Below are 17234 nucleotides of genomic sequence, written 5' to 3' on the forward strand. Positions count from 1 at the left end.
CGATCTGGCGAGAGAAAACTCTGATGAAAAACTGGAAAACAAGTGCAGAAGCAATCCTGACCACTGGCCCTGTCGTGCCGGTTATCGTGGTAAACAAGCTGGAGCACGCTGTACCGATGGCGAAAGCGCTGGTTGCGGGTGGCGTTCGCGTTCTGGAAGTGACCCTGCGTACCGCCTGCGCGATGGATGCCATTCGCGCGATTGCTAAAGAAGTGCCGGACGCCATCATCGGTGCGGGTACCGTGACGAACGTAAAACAGCTGGCTGAAGTGACCGAAGCGGGCGCGCAGTTTGCCATCAGCCCGGGCCTGACCGAGTCGCTGCTGAAAGCCGCGACCGAAGGCACTATTCCGCTGATCCCGGGCATCAGCACCGTCTCTGAACTGATGCTGGGCATGGACTACGGTCTGAAAGAGTTCAAATTCTTCCCGGCTGAAGCGAACGGCGGCACTAAAGCGCTGCAGGCGATTGCGGGTCCCTTCTCTCAGGTACGCTTCTGCCCGACGGGGGGTATCTCTCCTGCCAACTACCGTGACTACCTGGCGCTGAAAAGCGTGCTGTGCATCGGTGGCTCATGGCTGGTTCCGGCGGATGCGCTGGAAGCGGGCGACTGGGATCGCATCACAAAACTGGCTCGCGAAGCGGTGGAAGGCGCGAAGCAGTAAGCCATTCGCCGCATGAAAAACGGGCCTTTCGGCCCGTTTTTTTATCCCGTTACCTTAACGCTTGCTGCGGCTGCTTTCGCTCTCGCCACGGCGTCGTCAACGTTATCCCCGGTGGCTAATGCCACGCCAAGACGACGGGTACCGTCGATCTCCGGCTTGCCGAACAAACGTACCTGCAACCCGGCACCCACTGCCGCGTCGACGTTTTCAAACGTAACGTTCTGGCTGGTTAACTGCGGCAGGATGACCGCCGAGGCGGCCGGGCCGTACTGACGGATACCGCCGACGGGCAGGCCGAGGAAGGCGCGCACGTGCAGGGCGAACTCGGAAAGATCCTGCGAAATCAGCGTGACCATGCCGGTGTCATGCGGGCGAGGGGAGACTTCACTGAAAATCACCTCATCACCGCATACAAACAGCTCTACGCCGAACAGGCCATAGCCGCCCAGCGCGAGGACGGTTTTACGGGCGATCGCCTGAGCACGCTCCAGCGCCAGGGCGCTCATCTGCTGCGGCTGCCAGGATTCGCGGTAATCGCCATCTTCCTGACGGTGGCCAATCGGATCGCAGAAATGGACGCCGTCAACGGCGCTGACGGTCAGCAGGGTGATCTCGAAATCAAACTTCACGACGCCTTCAACGATGACGCGACCGGCGCCGGCGCGGCCACCCTGTTGGGCGTAATCCCACGCCTTATCGAGCGTGCTGCTGTCGCGAATGAAGCTCTGCCCTTTACCGGAGGAGCTCATCACCGGCTTAACGATACACGGGTAGCCAATCTCCTCTACGGCCTGCAGGAACGCGGCCTTATCGCCCGCAAAACGATAGCTCGAGGTGGGCAATCCCAGCTCTTCTGCCGCCAGGCGACGAATGCCTTCACGGTTCATGGTCAGCTTTGCGGCTTTCGCACAGGGCACCACGCGCTGGCCTTCCTGCTCCAGGGCGATCAGCGTATCGGTGGCAATCGCTTCAATTTCCGGTACAACGAAATCGGGCTTCTCGCGCGTAATCAGTTCGCGAAGGGCATCGCCATCCAGCATGTTAATCACATAAGAACGATGGGCGACGTGCATGGCGGGTGCGTCGGCGTAACGGTCTACGGCGATGACTTCCACACCTAAACGTTGGCACTCAATGGCGACCTCTTTTCCCAGCTCGCCCGATCCCAACAGCACCACTCGCGTCGCCGCAGGTCGCAGCGCAGTTCCTAAACGAATCATAACAATCCCCCTAAAAAAGTTGCGCGCAGTATAAACGAAAACGTTTGCGTCTGTCTTGCGCAGGGATAAACGCGAGGGCAGAAATTTGCGCTTCTTTAGCCCGACCAGACATTTCCTGACGCCCGCTCGCTTACGCTGTGGAACATGTTCACCGTTAAGTGAGGGAAACCATGTCTGGCTGGTTAAATCAATTGCAATCCCTGTTAGGGCAGAAAACATCTTCTGGCGAACGGGACCTGAGCAAACTGCTGGTACCCGGGGCGCTCGGCGGGCTGGCAGGCCTGCTGGTCGCGAATAAATCCTCACGCAAGCTGCTGGCAAAATATGGCACAGGTGCACTGCTGGCCGGCGGCGGCGCTATCGCGGGCACCGTGCTGTGGAATAAGTACAAGGACCGGGTACGGACCGCGCACAGCGATGAACCGCATTATGGCGAGCACACCTCGCCGCTGGATCTGCGTACCGAACGGCTCATTCTTGCGCTGGTTTTTGCCGCGAAAAGTGACGGGCATATTGACGATAAAGAACGATCGGCGATCGAGCAGCAGCTGCGTGAAGCCGGCGTTGAAGAGAAGGGCAGAGCGCTGGTGGCGCAGGCCATCGAACAGCCGCTTGAGCCGCAGCGTCTTGCGCAAAGTGTGAAAAATGAGGAAGAGGCGCTGGAGCTCTATTTCCTCAGCTGTGCCGCCATCGATATCGATCACTTTATGGAGCGGGGCTACCTTAACGCCCTGGGTGATGCGTTAAAGATCCCTCAGGACGTGCGCGAGGGCATTGAGCGGGATATCCGCGAACAAAAACAGGCGTTACAGGGATAGCCTCCGCCGTCGCGACGCTGTTTCGCTTGCATCATGCGTGGGTTTTGCCAACCTTATAGGGTGTAAAACTTAAAAGAATGATGACATGCCACCGAAAGCTCGACGTACTCCTTATGCGATCACCACGCATGGCGATACGCGCATAGACAACTATTACTGGCTGCGGGACGATTCGCGCTCCCGGCCAGAGGTACTCGACTACCTGCACGAGGAAAACGACTATGGCCGCAAGGTCATGTCCAGCCAGCAGACGCTTCAGGACCAGCTGCTGAATGAGATGGTGCAGCGTATTCCTCAGCGCGATATCTCCGCGCCCTGGACCAAAAACGGCTATCGCTATCGCCATATTTACGAGCCCGGCAATGAGTATCCCATCTACCAGCGTCAGTCGGTATTAAGCGCCGAATGGGATGAGTGGGATATTCTGCTGGATGCCAACCAGCGCGCCGCCCACAGCGAATTTTATACCCTGGGCGGCATGTCCATTTCGCCGGATAACGCGGTGATGGCGCTGGCGGAGGATTATCTCTCCCGTCGCCAGTACGGCCTGCGTTTTCGCAATCTGGACACCGGCAACTGGTATCCGGAAATGCTGGAAAACGTCTCCCCGGATTTTGTCTGGGCGAATGATTCCGAGACGGTTTACTACGTCAAAAAGCACGCCTCGACGCTGCTGCCTTATCAGGTGTGGCGACACACCGTGGGAACGGACTCCGCTGACGACGAGCTGGTCTATGAAGAGAAAGACGAAACGTTCTATGTCAGCCTGCATAAAACCTCCTCGCGCCACTATGTGATTATCTTCCTGGCCAGCGCGACGACCTCGGAAGTTCTGCTGCTGGATGCCGAACTGCCCGACGCCCAGCCGCTCTGTTTCCTGCCGCGCCGCAAGGATCACGAGTACAGCCTGGATCACTTCCAGCACAGCTTTTATTTGCGCTCTAATCGCGAGGGCAAAAACTTTGGTCTCTATAAAACCAAAGTGCGCGATGAGCGCAAATGGGAGGTGCTTATCCCCGCGCGGGATCAGGTGATGCTTGAAGGGTTCACCCTGTTTACCGACTGGCTGGTGGTGGAAGAGCGTCAGCGAGGGCTGACCAGTATCCGGCAAATCAACCGTAAAACGCGGGAAGTGGTGGGGATCGCGTTCGACGACCCGGCCTATGTGACGTGGATTGGTTTCAACCCTGAACCTGAATCCTCGCGGCTGCGCTACGGCTACTCATCGATGACCACGCCGGACACCCTGTTTGAGCTGGATATGGATACCGGGCAGCGTCAGGTGATTAAACAGACCGAGGTCAAAGGGTTTGAGTCTGAAAACTACCGCAGCGAGCACCTGTGGGTCACCGCCCGGGATGGCGTCGAGGTCCCCGTCTCGCTCGTCTATCACAAAGCCCACTTCCAGAAAGGCAAAAACCCGATCCTGGTGTACGGTTACGGTTCGTATGGCTCAAGCATGGACGCCGATTTCAGCAGCAGTCGGTTAAGCCTGCTCGATCGCGGCTTTGTCTTCGCCATCGCCCATATTCGCGGTGGCGGTGAGCTGGGGCAGCACTGGTATGAAGACGGGAAATTCCTGAAAAAGAAAAACACCTTCAATGACTACCTCGACGTCTGCGATGCGCTGATTGAGCAGGGCTACGGGGATCCGCAGCTTTGCTTTGGGATGGGCGGCAGCGCGGGCGGCATGCTGATGGGGGCGGCGATCAACCAGCGTCCCGACCGCTTTAAGGGGATTGTCGCGCAGGTTCCGTTTGTCGATGTGGTGACGACCATGCTCGATGAATCCATCCCGCTTACGACAGGGGAGTTTGAAGAGTGGGGGAATCCGCAGGATGAGATGTACTACCGCTATATGAAAACGTACAGCCCGTACGATAACGTGGAAGCGAAAGCCTATCCCCACATGTTGGTCACCACCGGTCTGCATGATTCTCAGGTGCAATACTGGGAGCCGGCAAAATGGGTGGCAAAACTGCGGGAGCTGAAAACCGATGACAACCTGCTGCTGTTGTGTACCGATATGGATTCCGGTCACGGCGGGAAATCGGGACGATTTAAATCCTACGAAGGAGTTGCCCTGGAATATGCCTTTTTAATAGGCCTGGCGCAGGACACGCTGCCAGGCCGTGCGGAGCGTTAAGCGTCGCCCAGATAATGTTTCAGCGTTAAGCGCAGTTCCGGGCTCATTCTGTCGAGGTTGTTATACAGCCAGCGCAAATAGCCCGGGTCTTTATCCGCCACCTCGGACACCGGCTTCCCGCGATATTTCCCAAAGGTAAATGTGGTCAGAAGTGCAGGACGGCCGGTGATGGTCGCCATATCATCCGGCGTCCAGCCAGAGATATTCATAATATCTATCAGTAACGCGGCGGTGATATAGCAGTCATACAGGGCCCGGTGATGGTGCAGTCCCTCAGGCGTTCTGACGCTGAGCTTGCGGGACTTGTACAGCGCCATGTTGCTGTATTTAATTCCCGGCCAGAGGCGACGCGCCAGCTTCATGGTACAAATCCATTCCCCCGGCATTTCAGGTAACACCCGGCGGTCAAAACTGGCGTTATGCGCGACGTACCACGGGCTACCGTAGTAGTGCGGAATGATCTCTTCGATCCACGGCTTATCCGCCACCATCGATTCGGTAATGCGATGGATAGCCATCGCCTGAGGGCTGATGGGTCGGTCGGGACGCACCAGATGGCTCATAGGGTTGACGATTTTACCATCAACCACGTCGACAGAAGCCACTTCCACTATTCCGCCCTGAAGATCGCAAGTTTCGGTATCGATGACGCGCAGCATTGAACACTCCTGAGCTTAAAACGCCTAGCCTAAAGGAATGATATCGCCTTGCCAACCCTCTCCGCCGAGCGTGCCGGTCAACAGCAGCTCGCCTCGATCTGCGCGGACGATCAGCTGGCCTTTTTCATCCCACAGCGCGCTACCGCCGCAGGCGTTCGCCATCAGCACCGCAATGGCATATTTATGCGCGAAGCGCTGCAGGGTACTGATGGACTGCCGCCAGCGGTGATCCTCTACGGACTGACTGCTGGTAAACAGCGACGCTCTGGGATCGAGATTGGGTGAATCGGCATGCGCATCAATAATGCTGAGCTGTTTCTCCCCCGGCACCAGGCTGGCACCGCTACCTTGCGGGTAGCGCAGGATGCGGTGACGGGCGGGCGTGAAGAGCGCGAGGCCTTTCTGGCGCTGACCGTTCCGTTCCAGGGGGAGCCCGGCAATCACGGTAATCCGGTAAAAATGCGCCGCGTCCAGCAGCGGTTCCAGCTGCGCGTCATCGGGTGGGGGAGGTAGCGTAGTGTTACCCGAGCCTGTTAATGAGAGTTCAGGGAACACCAGCAGATCGCACCGCTGCCGTGCTGCTTCGGCGATGAAGCGCAGGTGGTGCGTGATATGGTCATCGACACTCTGATGCTGCCCACCATACTGGGCTGCCGCTATATTCCAATGTGACATCGTGACTTCCTTATACACTGAGTCGCAGAGATTTAAGAATACACCTAAATTTATCAGGGTTTTCTTATCCTGCCAGATTCCGCGTAAGGAAGTGTAACGGCTCGTTAAGCTTATTTAACTTTAGGTTCGTACGGTAAACGGGAGAGGTTAACCGAGGCGAGACGGTGGGCGATGAGTCTTTCGCGAAACCAGTCGCGCAGATGGGCGGGCTGTTCCCGTTCAACGACTTCAGCCACGACGGGCATGTTGTAACGCTCTTTAAACGCGACGCCAGCGGCAGCGAGATCGACATTTACTTTATCCATCTCGTCCTGTGGAAGGGCGGCCAGATTGATCTTCATTACCTTCTCCTTTTTATGCGGCGGCAACGTTACCGCGATTGCACGACGATGACAAGCGGAGGCAGGATGTTCCTCGACTCGTTTATTATACAGCGTTATTCTTTAGCATACAGACATAACAAAAAGGAATGATTGCGATGGGTTTCTCCGCTTCCCGCGCGGTATGCGCACTGGTTTTTCTGACCTCTACAATGATGACCTCCTCCGCGCTGGCGCATGCGCATCTTAAGCAGCAGATCCCGGCAGCGGACAGCGTGGTGAGCGCTCCGCAGGCACTTACGCTGCATTTTTCAGAAGGCATCGAACCGGGATTTAGCGGTGTGGTGGTGACGGACGCGCAAAAGCAGGTCATCAAAACGGGTACCGCTACGCGAGACGAAAAGAACAAGGCGCTACTCACCGTTCCGCTGGAACAAACGCTGACGTCAGGGACGTACCAAGTAGACTGGCATGTCGTCTCTGTAGACGGTCATAAAACCAAAGGCAGCTATCACTTTAGCGTGAAATAGCATGCTGGCGCTGTGTTATATCGGGTTGCGCTTTATCCATTTCGGGGCGCTGATGCTGGTTTTTGGCAACGCGCTTTACAGCGTCTGGTTTGCGCCTTCTTCTCTCCAGCGGCTGATGTCCCGGCGTTTCCAGCTGCAGCAGAAAGTGGCGGCCTTGGTGAGCCTGGCGGCTGCACTCCTGATGTTTATGCTTCAGGGCGGACTGATGGGTAACGGCTGGGGAGATGTGTTTGCTCCGCAGGTCTGGTACGGCGTATTTACGACACAGTTTGGTGGCGTCTGGCTGTGGCAAATGATTCTTGCTGTGATGACGGTCGGTGCGGCATGGCTCGCGCCGCTGAAGGGGTCGCGGCTGCTGCTGCTCGCCATGAGCCAGCTTATCCTGCTGGCTGGGGTAGGTCACGCGGCGATGAACGACGGTCCGATGGGGGCGTTGCAGCGGCTTAACTATGCTTTTCACCTGATCTGCGCTGCAGCCTGGCTTGGCGGATTACTGCCCCTGCTGTTCTGCATGCGTCTGGCGAAAGGACGCTGGCAGAATGCCGCCATCTATACCATGATGCGCTTCTCGCGAGTGGGGCATTACGCCGTTGCGGGCGTGCTGCTCACCGGCGTGATAAATGCGCTCATGATACTGGGCGTCCATGTACCCTGGCAGGCTGGCTACGTGCAGTTTTTGTTGTTCAAATGTGCGCTGGTGGCGTTGATGGTGGTAATTGCGCTGGCAAATCGGTATTTTCTGGTGCCACGGTTTCGTCCGGAGACCGGGCGAGCACAACAGATTTTTATCAGGATGACACAGGCAGAAGTGGTGCTGGGCGCGCTGGTACTGGCAACGGTCAGTCTGTTCGCTACCTGGGAACCCTTCTGACAAGGTTAAATATCATATGAAAAAGACAGTACTTTCTCTCATATTGCTGGCCTGCACGGGGAGCGCGCTTGCCGCACCGCAGGTTATCACCGTCAGCCGTTTTGAAGTCGGTAAGGACAAATGGGCGTTCAATCGCGAAGAGGTGATGCTGACCTGCCGTCCGGGCCATGCGCTGTATGCCATTAACCCGAGCACGCTGGTGCAATACCCGTTAAATGATACCGCAGAGCAGCAGGTAGCCAGCGGCAAGAGTAGCGGCCAGCCGATCAGCATTATTCAGATCGATGACCCAGCGCATCCGGGACAAAAGATGAGTCTGGCGCCGTTTATCGAGCGTGCCGACAAGCTCTGCTAACGTTCAGGTTTCCAATAAAAAACCGCAGATGCTTGCGAAAGCACTGCGGTTTTTCACATTTTATGATGCTCTGGCGCTTTTTTTCCGACCGCTTTAGCTGTGGACTGGAAAACCTGGCGTCGTCATCTATTCTTAAAAGGCAAGGCGACTTAGCCTGCATTAATGCCAACTTTTAGCGCACGGCTCTCTCCCAAGAGCCATTTCCCTGGACCGAATACAGGAATCGTATTCGGTCTCTTTTTATCTGTATTATATTTCAGTCACTTACGGCGATCCGTCCGAAAATGTCCCAAAATTGTCCGAACTTCAATATCCGGCAATTCCCGTTATACCACACCGTTTTTTAAATTAACAACCAAACTCATGCAATGCTGGGAATGCTCTGCACAGACGATCTCAGAGTTTTGCAACCATGCGATCTCTCTTTTCAAGGCAAGACTGCTTATAAGGTGCGTTTACCTTAACTCGGCGATTCATGACCCTCACACTTCCAGTTGTGAGAATTGAGAACAGACATCCTTTCGCAAATGCTACAACCCCCATGGTCTGAAAGTCGTTAATGTTAACTACTCCATCATCAATTGTTTCGAAATCAAAAATTTCAGGGTTTGTGGCAAGTAATTGAAGAACATCATTATCTATAGAGTTAAGTACCGAGGCATACGCAGATGTTGTCCCCATGTATGCGTGAGTCTGTTTTTTGCAATCATATGAACTCGAGGAAGGGCCCTGCTTACACTGTTGAGCTTGTTAGCAAATGCATAAGAGGCGTAAATCTCAGGATGGTAATTTAAGACCGTAAATGAGAGAAAATGCATTTCGCCAGCCGTCAAGATGATCTGATTATTCCGTCATCGCGCTATATCTCGACCGAAATCGGCCGCACGAAAGCGAAGCTGGCTAATTTTCAGCGTCTGCAGGGGCTGGGGAATGACTGATCTACCGAAATGCCCCAATTGTGGCATGTCCTCTTCACTGAAGGTCCGAAGTCGTGGGTTGAACTGGGGGGGCCGCAGAAATTAGGTGCTCTAACGGTTGTTCAAAATGGCGAGTTGGATTCTCTTTTCCGCCAGGAGGGGAGAGGGTGGCTCGAAGAGCTTGCAGATAACTGGCATAAGGTTGTGGAGAAAACTTAACCCACTAATTGTATTATTTGCTTTTATGCATGAAAAAAGTCAACAACACCGACAAAATGGATCGGCTAGCAGATCTGCAATATAATTATTCTATTATTCAATCCACTGACTAAACTCAGAGGGACAAGTTCCAAACACAGGGTAGGTGATATGTCTATGAAGCAAATTAAATCAAGGGATATGACAAATATTGCGGCAAAAAGGATGTATTATATTTTTCTTGTCGGGGTTATACCTTTGCTTCTGATTTTTTTATTATATGCTAACAACCAAGGGAGCGATTCTCTAAATTATTTATATACTTTATCTGGTAAAGTTCCTGAGCTGATTTCAGCCAGTAACCCATTATTAAGTGGTGTTATGAGTTTTTATGTTAAAATCGCTCCTTTGTTAGGTGTTTTGTTTTTTTTGATTGCGCGGAGAGAGTTAAATTTAAAAACTACTTTTTCTTTCACGAAAGGTATTTTGGCTTTTATGCTATTCACCGTGTTTTATATTGCAATTGTTTATTATTTATTGGTGTGTGACGTGGAGTTAACTGAATCAGGACGATTTATGAGGCTTTTATCAGGGAACGATTATCTTCTTACCGTTTTTTTTGTAAGCGTATTTTATGTGTGTTATATACTCACCTGCTATTACATCAGCTATGCTTATGCAGTTTTCTTGACTTTAAAGTTAAAAATAAAGCACCGTTGAAAGCTAAGGGGCAGATAACATCTCTGCCCCTTTTAGATTAATGAGCTGGTCTGATTATTTCATTGTTGATTTTATCAACGATTTTATCGTCAATGAATGAAGCCAGATAACTGATACCGATAATTCCTGCAATTGTTAATGCAGTAATAGGAAGCCCGACGGCTGTCGCAACAAAAGATGCCAGGGCGCCAAAGATTCCCATAGCCACACCGACAGCAATGCCACTAATAACCCAGGACTCTACCTCTAGCATCAATGGACCCCAGTTTCCTGTTTCATACCCTTCAATACTTTTCTCTCGGATTTTTTCGACTTTGATCACCAGATCTGCAGTCTTAAATGCTTTGCTTAGATTGCCGAGTTTGTTTGCCATGTCACTTGCATTCAGACTTTTCCATGCGTTAACGATCGCAGTTTTATCACCTTGATTAATTTTCATCCCTGGATTGGCAATAATCTTATTCAGAGAGGTCATTGCATCATTGTAGTTACGAATTGTTTTACCTTGGAAGTTTTTAACGTTACTTGCGATGTCCCTTGACACATCTTTATATTTTTGACCCAAGTGACTACCAACTTTTTCCCCCATGTCAGCAATAATTTCGCTGGCTTTTTGTAATGCTTCAATTTGATTATCTTCATCGAGCATCTTCTGGACATTTTCGCGCAAATTACCCCGGGCTGCTTTTGGTATATTTCCATCCCGCACTGCTTGTTCATATAAGTTCTTAAGCGCTTTTCGGGAAACTTTATCATTGGAGCCATAATACTTTGCCGTCCTATCCCAGGTAGATGGAGCACTCGTAGTGCTATTTCCATTTTGATTCTGGGAGTTATTACTACCAGACTGTGAACCTGAGTTACCACCATTACCACCGGAGCCTTTACCTGAATGACTGTCTACTCCGGAACTGATAGCAATTGCACCACCGGCAGAAAATACTCCAGCCGCATCACCTCTGTTAGCAGCATTCACCTGTGCACTGTTGTTTGGATCCACAGAAAATCCATTAATATTCTGTGTACGGCCACCATTCCCTCCATTTCCTGATGTACCGGAATGGCTGCCAGAACCAGAGTTACCGATGCCAGGATTTTTGCCACCACTGAACGCATTGTTGTGTGCGTTGTCGCCACCATTACCACTCATAGTTAATTCCTCTTTGACGGTTAAAAGTTAGACAATACTGTATATAAACACATTGTTATATATACAGTGATTCGAATCCTACGCCGCTGTTTCTAACGTGTCAATGACAGATTTTGGGGTATGACTGAGAGCGGAAAATCCTGATAAGCTACTGATGGGAATATTGTTTACTGGAAAGGAGATCTTCATGAATAAATCTAACGGATTATTCGTGTGTGCGTTGTTAACATCATCTTTGATGAGCAGCGCATGCACCCCTCAAACAAGTGCAGAACGCCATGCACGCCAGTATGTATATGCTGCAGATGACGGCTTTGACCCGAATGTACGCGTTATAAAAGCCGACAGTATTAAGATGGCGGTGCCATTCTTTAAAACTTTTCATGATCTGGGAGCAAAAGACCGCTTATCAGGCATGTCTTTAGAGGACGCGAACAAGCGTGCAGATAAGTTTCGTAGCGAGGCATTTCTGAACTCCATCCAGAGTGAAACTATTTTTGCGGGCACTCGTTACGTCGACAATAAATCATGGTCGGCTAAACAGCGTAAAGCCATGAGCGATGCTATCTCTGAAGCTTACATTGATGGCTATGAAGGAAGGATGTGAGTAGTAATAACAGTAGATTTCGGTACCCGTTTCTGCATTACATTCACGAACACACCTGGTTGTGGTTCATTAACATCAAAGTTTTAGTTAGAGATGATTCTGTATGGTTTCTCTTGAGTCAGAGAATGGTGTTTAGTGCTTTTTTATTAATCGCTTACCCGCTTGTGCGGTTTTTTGACCCAAATTCTTGACCCTCAGTTTTTAGTTGAGCTCTATAAACATACAGTTAGGTGTTAGGGGGCTATCATGGGTTTTCAATCACCTGCATTAGACCTCGCTGAGGAGATACTCACTATTACCAACCTTTGCGGTCATGAGGACAACTGCCGAACTATCGAAACATCAGCTGAGTACGTGATAATTAATATTGCCAGAAATCCGGAAATAGGTGACACCATCCTGATTGCGCTCTGCGGTAGGCTGGACTTCGCAAAAGTTCAGAGGAAGGCATTAATAACTCAGGATGGCGAGGCTATAGCGGGTGATTCAGATCATTAAAATTAATGGTGTGAAGGGTAAGTTGATTTTTGCGTATAATAAGCAATCCACTTACATTGGCTGAGGCAGAAGAATGGAAAAGTTGCAATTGAAGATTGGGTTAACTGATTTGGTTTATTCAATTACTGTTCATAGCTTTCATATTTTTTGGGTCGGCATTGGGCTTCTGTTGATAGGTGACATTGGGGTGGTGTTCAGTGGTGCATAGTCCAACATACTGACCGTATTAGGTGGCTATATGATTTTTGTAGCTTTGATAATGGAAGGTGTAAAAGCGCTTTTCAATAAGCTGGTCTGGAAGCAGTTTCTCTAAATTCATAGTCTTTAATCTATAAGACTTCTTCAGGAACAGCATAAAATAGATCTATGAGATTAGCATTCCTACATACACATTTGTTGTAGTTCTTTTAGAGTAAAGTGATGACTGGAGTCTGTGTAATGGAAGCATTTACTGAATCTGTTTATTTGGCTATTTTTAGAGAGCATGCAGCGAAGGCGGTTCAGGGTATGGAGAGACATGGCTGTTACTGGTTTACGGGTATCAGGCCATCATATGGGATTGTTGTTGAGTTGCTGGAAGATGCTGGGTATTCAGTGATAACTTTCAACCCGCCGCCTGTATACGAGTTCGCAATATATCTCTCTGATAGTTATCCATCTCAAGTTGAGCTGGAGAGAATCGCAATGTATCGACAGTCACTACGAGACAAGGGCGTATCAGAGGATAAATTACCCGTTTCATTAGTATAGCCCCCTACGGGCGGTTTTTATTGTAATACCGCTAACAAGAAAACGAGATGACAGTAAACATAGCTACGCTATGAAATATCCAGGTGTTATCTCACTATGCCTTCAGGCACTCAACGAGTTAAATCATAAGGTTGAAAATTTACAATCAGGAAGCCGCAACCCGTAGTATGCAGGAACGGGGGCGGCTGGTAAATTTGATATGAATCGATTCGAAATACGTCCGAATTTGTCCGGAATTTTAAGTAACTATATGATTTTTAGTGCCTGAAAACGCATCACCAGATGTATGCTTTTTAATCTGGTTGATGCGTATGTGTTTGATATACCGCAGAAATATAAATTGCAGGTATAAACAGGAATCGCATTCGGTCTCTTTTTATCTGTATGAAAGTAAACGAGTAATCCCAATAGTTCTTTCTCATACAGCGCGCTCGTCCTGTTCGACTGCTTAAAACATAACGCAACACAGCATGCGGAAGTCCAGCCCTTTTTGCCTGTTTTGTTAAATTTTCGTGTGCAATCAGTAAAAGCCAGAACCGTGTTTAAAAGCGGGATTTAACGGATGCCTCAATTTCATCAAGCAGTTCAAAGCGACGGCGGTATTCGGCACGCTTTTTACTGGCGATCTCCTCAAGGGATTTGCGCTCCATCTGCAATGGCAACTGCCAACTGAAGGTTGAACGTTTTTGACCGTCGATAGAGGCCCAAAACTCATCGTAGCTGGCGTGGAAATGGCGACCTTTACTCAGACGATAACGCAGTGCACGGAAGATATGACCTTCATCGCTGACCGCATAAATGGCTTTGATGCCGGAAAGTGTGGCCAATTGGAAAAGCACTTCCATCAACACGCGTTTCGGGAAGAGACCATGGCAGGCTCGGGTTGCCTGTTTGATCACATCACGGGATACGCTGCGTCGCGGGCCCTGAAGACCGCCAATCACCAGAACATATTCTCCGTTTTCGCGAGCAACGCAAAATGTCACACTGGCAAGCAGGGTATTTTCGTTATCACGCAGCCACAGCGTACATTCGCCCTCACGCTCTGCTTTACTGGCATTCATGGCGTTGACGTTATAGCTCACGCCATCTTTGGCATGAAACTCAACAATGGATTGCTCTTGTGGTCCGGTTAAGGCCTTGACCAGGCCGACGTCTTTCAGAGAGTCAATCCACTGATAATGGCTGACGATGGCATCAGCACGCGCATTGGCGTTCATGCCACGCATCAGATACTGGCGATGTGTTTTGCTCGGCAGGGTGACCTGCGAAGCCAGTAACTGATCAAAATCGTCGCGGCGAGCCAGCGCATCGAGCATGCGATGCGTAGAAGACCAGAACAGCAATGAACGTAACAGAAATTTAAGACGGTACTCGCGTTTTTGCCAGATAGGGCCTGGAACGAGTTTGCCTTTCACCAGTTCGGAAATGATATGGGTACGATGCGATTGTGGCGCATCGTTTTGCAGGCGCGTATTTGACACGGGAAAACCTCAAAGTTTATGCAATGCATATTTTAGGGGGCATGCAAAAGAGTATTAATACTGGTGAAACATTTATTTATCCTTAGTTTACTGTTTGTTTAGCTTCATGAAAAGCGCTCGTGTGCAGCGTCCCTACACATAAGTCAACTGTAACTATACTTCCTATGGGAGGGCTTATGTATCAGCGAATTGAAGGTGGGATGTGGCGTCACGTCTGGGTTGTCAGCGATATACACGGCTGTTATCAGTGGCTTATGGATGAGCTTAAACGCCGTCATTTTAACCCGTATGAGGATTTGCTTATTTCTGTCGGGGATATCATCGATCGTGGCCCTGATAGCGTGAAATGCCTGCAGTTAATACATGAAAAATGGTTTCGTGCCGTGCGGGGCAACCACGAGCAAATGGCGCTCGACAGTCTGGATAATAACGATTTTTCGCTCTGGACGATGAATGGCGGAATGTGGTTTGCGCATCTTGAACGCGACCAGCAACAGCTTGCGCTGTCGTTGCTTGAGGCCTGTCGCGATTTACCGCATATCATCGAGATAACCTGTGCGAATGGTCTGAATGTGATAGCCCATGCGGATTATCCGGCTGCGGAATACCAATGGCAAAAACCGGTCAGCGCTCAGCGCGTCTTATGGAACCGCGACAGGTTGATGGGATTTATGGTGGGCAAAGGGCAGGGCATCAGCGGCGCGGATCATTTCTGGTTCGGACATACGCCCCTCGACAGAAGGTATGATTTTAATAATCTCCACTACATTGATACGGGCGCCATATTTGACGGTTACTTTACGCTGGCGCAGCTGCAGTAATAAATAACCCGCCTTCGGGCGGGTTCTCTTTAGGTCAGGCAAGACGCATGACCCAGGCATCGGTTTTACTATCGTAATGCTCACGGTAAAGGACAGAGTGTTCGCCATCAAGTATTGCCGGGACGCTGGTATCTGCATCCCATGCATCGAGCTGCATGCACAAATCCGGGTCGGATTTGCAGGGAATACTTAACGTTCGATCGCCTTGTGCTTCGCCGCGCAGCTCTGCGTCGTCGATCTCAAAAGCGCCAATACGCACGCTGGTTTTCGTCATAGTGCTCTCCGGTTCGGTTGTCAAAATCTGGTATGACCAGTGCATTCACCCATTTTTGATCGTAGACAAGGAGAGCAAAATCGCCAGTAAAAAAATGCGCTTTTTTTCAGCCCGTGCGATCGTTACCGGTAAACAGCCGACCATCCCGAACCAACTCGCGCGGATAGCTGTTTTTCAGCCTTGAGCCGACCTTTTTTGCCAGCCCCAGCGGGTATCCCTGATACGTCACTATCACTTCATCGCCTGATGGCGCGCTGTCCGGATAGACATCGCGACCGCGGTACCACTCTTCGGCTTCCTGATGCGTCAGGGCAAAGGTATTCTCGCGTCCGGCAAGCGCGATAACGGCCTCATGCTGCCAGCGATACCCTTTGTTATGCACTTCCGCCAGGCGGATCCCGATTCGCGAAAAACGGACCTTTCCGATGAGCGGCTCGATCTCAGCCGGGAACAGCCATATCTCTTTATCACGCATCCAGAGATGCAGGCTCTCATCCCAGACCAGCCCAACCTTTTTGGCGGCGGCTTCAAGCTGTGCTGCATCGCGACCTTTAAGGGGGGCAAACGGGAAGTTGCCGACCTTGAATTTTGGTGCGGGCAGGGGAGCAACCGCCTGCGTTTTACGCAGACGCGCCACAAAGAACCCTTCACAGTCGTAAATCTGCGGGAACACGTGAAGGAAACCCTCGGGGGTGACCGCCTCTTGTGCCGAGGCAAACAGATCGTTAAGCGGCAGAAACTCGACTGCATCCGAATAGTTCGCTTTCAACCACAGACAGACGTCTTCGTTTTCATCGCGGTTTAGGGTGCACGTTGAATAGACCAGCGTGCCGCCAGGGCGCAAAGCGTGAAATGCGCTCTCGATCAGCTCTCGCTGCGTGGCGGCGATCTCCAGGTTGCTTTCCGCGGACCAGTTCTTTAACGCATCGGGATCTTTACGCACCACCCCTTCGCCGGAGCAGGGGGCGTCCAGCAGAATGGCATCGAAGGCTTCCGGTAGGGCGGCGCCAAACACGCGTCCGTCGAAGTGCGTCAGTGCAACATTATGAATACCGCAGCGGCTGATGTTGGCATGCAGCACCTTCACGCGGCTGGCGGAAAACTCGTTAGCAAGGATCGCCCCCCGGTTACCCATCCGGGCGGCAATTTGCGTGGTTTTTGAGCCGGGCGCCGCGGCAACATCCATCACGCGCTCAGGCGAATTGCCATCGGTAAACAGGGCGGCAACAGGCAGCATCGAGCTGGCTTCCTGAATATAGAACAGGCCGCTCAGATGTTCAGCGGTGCTGCCCAGCGGGAGTGAGGCTTCGTCATCGCGCTCGATCCAGAACCCCTCAGCACACCACGGTACCGGCGTAAGCTGCCAGCCGTACGGCGAGACCAGTGCCAGAAAATCATCGACGCTGATTTTCAACGTGTTGACGCGAATACTTCGGCGTAACGGACGCTGGCAGGCGGCGATAAAATCGTCTAACGACAGGTGAGAAGGAAGCGCCTCGCGCATCTGCGCCAGGAATTGTTCAGGAAGAAATACGGAGTTTTGAGCCACGGGCACA

General features: G+C 51.4%; 20 protein-coding genes. 12 read left to right on the forward strand and 8 right to left on the reverse strand.

The window, feature by feature from the left end:
• The first annotated feature begins 23 nt into the window (after positions 1-23).
• Positions 24-665, forward strand: a complete 642-nt coding sequence (gene kdgA, locus BM007_RS16095) for a bifunctional 4-hydroxy-2-oxoglutarate aldolase/2-dehydro-3-deoxy-phosphogluconate aldolase (RefSeq protein ID WP_024909698.1) — start codon at positions 24-26, stop codon at positions 663-665.
• A 41-nt stretch (positions 666-706) separates the two neighbouring features.
• Here the strand turns inward: kdgA and purT are convergent, their stop codons facing one another.
• The gene (purT, locus tag BM007_RS16100; protein WP_090419766.1) at positions 707-1885 is read right to left on the reverse strand and encodes a formate-dependent phosphoribosylglycinamide formyltransferase; all 1179 of its coding nucleotides are present in this window, start codon (positions 1883-1885) and stop codon (positions 707-709) included.
• A gap of 170 nt (positions 1886-2055) precedes the next feature.
• On the opposite strand from purT, the gene BM007_RS16105 reads away from it, so the two are divergent.
• Together BM007_RS16105 and ptrB are read left to right on the forward strand one after the other, a co-directional pair.
• Positions 2056-2703, forward strand: coding sequence for a tellurite resistance TerB family protein (locus BM007_RS16105; protein ID WP_090419768.1), 648 nt, complete (start codon positions 2056-2058; stop codon positions 2701-2703).
• 85 nt (positions 2704-2788) lie between these two features.
• Complete coding sequence (gene ptrB / locus BM007_RS16110) at positions 2789-4849, forward strand: oligopeptidase B (RefSeq protein WP_032647775.1); 2061 nt, start codon at positions 2789-2791, stop codon at positions 4847-4849.
• Here the strand turns inward: ptrB and exoX are convergent.
• From exoX to BM007_RS16125, 3 genes are all read right to left on the reverse strand, one after another.
• Positions 4846-5508, reverse strand: coding sequence for an exodeoxyribonuclease X (exoX, locus tag BM007_RS16115; protein ID WP_010432611.1), 663 nt, complete (start codon positions 5506-5508; stop codon positions 4846-4848). The genes ptrB and exoX overlap by 4 nt on opposite strands.
• A gap of 24 nt (positions 5509-5532) precedes the next feature.
• A complete protein-coding gene (locus BM007_RS16120) occupies positions 5533-6183 on the reverse strand; it encodes a carbon-nitrogen hydrolase family protein (protein WP_045908215.1) in 651 nt (216 codons plus the stop codon).
• A gap of 110 nt (positions 6184-6293) precedes the next feature.
• Complete coding sequence (locus tag BM007_RS16125; RefSeq protein WP_008500465.1) at positions 6294-6524, reverse strand: DNA polymerase III subunit theta; 231 nt, start codon at positions 6522-6524, stop codon at positions 6294-6296.
• Positions 6525-6661: 137 nt separating this feature from the next.
• Here BM007_RS16125 and yobA point away from each other — a divergent pair, with 137 nt between their 5' ends.
• The 5 genes from yobA (at position 6662) to cui (ending at position 10094) form a co-directional block, all read left to right on the forward strand.
• On the forward strand, positions 6662-7033 hold the full coding sequence (yobA, locus tag BM007_RS16130) for a CopC domain-containing protein YobA (protein WP_024909703.1): 372 nt from the start codon (positions 6662-6664) through the stop codon (positions 7031-7033).
• Position 7034: 1 nt separating this feature from the next.
• Positions 7035-7904, forward strand: a complete 870-nt coding sequence (gene copD / locus BM007_RS16135; RefSeq protein ID WP_090419771.1) for a copper homeostasis membrane protein CopD — start codon at positions 7035-7037, stop codon at positions 7902-7904.
• Positions 7905-7920: 16 nt separating this feature from the next.
• Positions 7921-8259, forward strand: a complete 339-nt coding sequence (locus BM007_RS16140) for a YebY family protein (RefSeq protein ID WP_024909705.1) — start codon at positions 7921-7923, stop codon at positions 8257-8259.
• Between the two features lie 812 nt (positions 8260-9071).
• The gene (locus BM007_RS23530) at positions 9072-9197 is read left to right on the forward strand and encodes a hypothetical protein (RefSeq protein WP_302847466.1); all 126 of its coding nucleotides are present in this window, start codon (positions 9072-9074) and stop codon (positions 9195-9197) included.
• A gap of 348 nt (positions 9198-9545) precedes the next feature.
• A complete protein-coding gene (cui, locus tag BM007_RS16155) occupies positions 9546-10094 on the forward strand; it encodes a colicin immunity protein Cui (RefSeq protein ID WP_090419776.1) in 549 nt (182 codons plus the stop codon).
• 37 nt (positions 10095-10131) lie between these two features.
• On the opposite strand, the gene BM007_RS23535 is transcribed toward cui, so the two are convergent.
• The gene (locus BM007_RS23535) at positions 10132-11244 is read right to left on the reverse strand and encodes a colicin-like pore-forming protein (protein ID WP_090419778.1); all 1113 of its coding nucleotides are present in this window, start codon (positions 11242-11244) and stop codon (positions 10132-10134) included.
• A 187-nt stretch (positions 11245-11431) separates the two neighbouring features.
• Here BM007_RS23535 and BM007_RS16165 point away from each other — a divergent pair, with 187 nt between their 5' ends.
• The 3 genes from BM007_RS16165 to BM007_RS16175 all read left to right on the forward strand — a co-directional run bounded on the left by BM007_RS16165 (position 11432) and on the right by BM007_RS16175 (position 13099).
• A complete protein-coding gene (locus BM007_RS16165) occupies positions 11432-11851 on the forward strand; it encodes an Exc2 family lipoprotein (RefSeq protein ID WP_090419781.1) in 420 nt (139 codons plus the stop codon).
• Between the two features lie 246 nt (positions 11852-12097).
• On the forward strand, positions 12098-12349 hold the full coding sequence (locus BM007_RS16170) for a hypothetical protein (RefSeq protein WP_024909711.1): 252 nt from the start codon (positions 12098-12100) through the stop codon (positions 12347-12349).
• A 438-nt stretch (positions 12350-12787) separates the two neighbouring features.
• Complete coding sequence (locus tag BM007_RS16175) at positions 12788-13099, forward strand: hypothetical protein (RefSeq protein ID WP_090419783.1); 312 nt, start codon at positions 12788-12790, stop codon at positions 13097-13099.
• Positions 13100-13641: 542 nt separating this feature from the next.
• On the opposite strand, the gene BM007_RS16180 is transcribed toward BM007_RS16175, so the two are convergent.
• Positions 13642-14583, reverse strand: a complete 942-nt coding sequence (locus BM007_RS16180) for a VirK/YbjX family protein (protein ID WP_090419786.1) — start codon at positions 14581-14583, stop codon at positions 13642-13644.
• A gap of 176 nt (positions 14584-14759) precedes the next feature.
• Here BM007_RS16180 and pphA point away from each other — a divergent pair, with 176 nt between their 5' ends.
• Complete coding sequence (gene pphA, locus BM007_RS16185) at positions 14760-15404, forward strand: protein-serine/threonine phosphatase (protein ID WP_090419789.1); 645 nt, start codon at positions 14760-14762, stop codon at positions 15402-15404.
• A gap of 34 nt (positions 15405-15438) precedes the next feature.
• Here the strand turns inward: pphA and BM007_RS16190 are convergent, their stop codons facing one another.
• On the reverse strand, positions 15439-15678 hold the full coding sequence (locus BM007_RS16190) for a YebV family protein (protein WP_008500472.1): 240 nt from the start codon (positions 15676-15678) through the stop codon (positions 15439-15441).
• Positions 15679-15784: 106 nt separating this feature from the next.
• Positions 15785-17233: a 16S rRNA (cytosine(1407)-C(5))-methyltransferase RsmF gene (gene rsmF, locus BM007_RS16195; RefSeq protein WP_217642346.1), complete on the reverse strand. Its 1449-nt coding sequence runs from the start codon at positions 17231-17233 to the stop codon at positions 15785-15787.
• Between the last annotated feature and the right edge of the window lies 1 nt (position 17234).

The sequence above is a fragment of the Enterobacter sp. NFIX59 genome (assembly GCF_900113755.1).
Taxonomy (GTDB): domain Bacteria; phylum Pseudomonadota; class Gammaproteobacteria; order Enterobacterales; family Enterobacteriaceae; genus Enterobacter; species Enterobacter pseudoroggenkampii.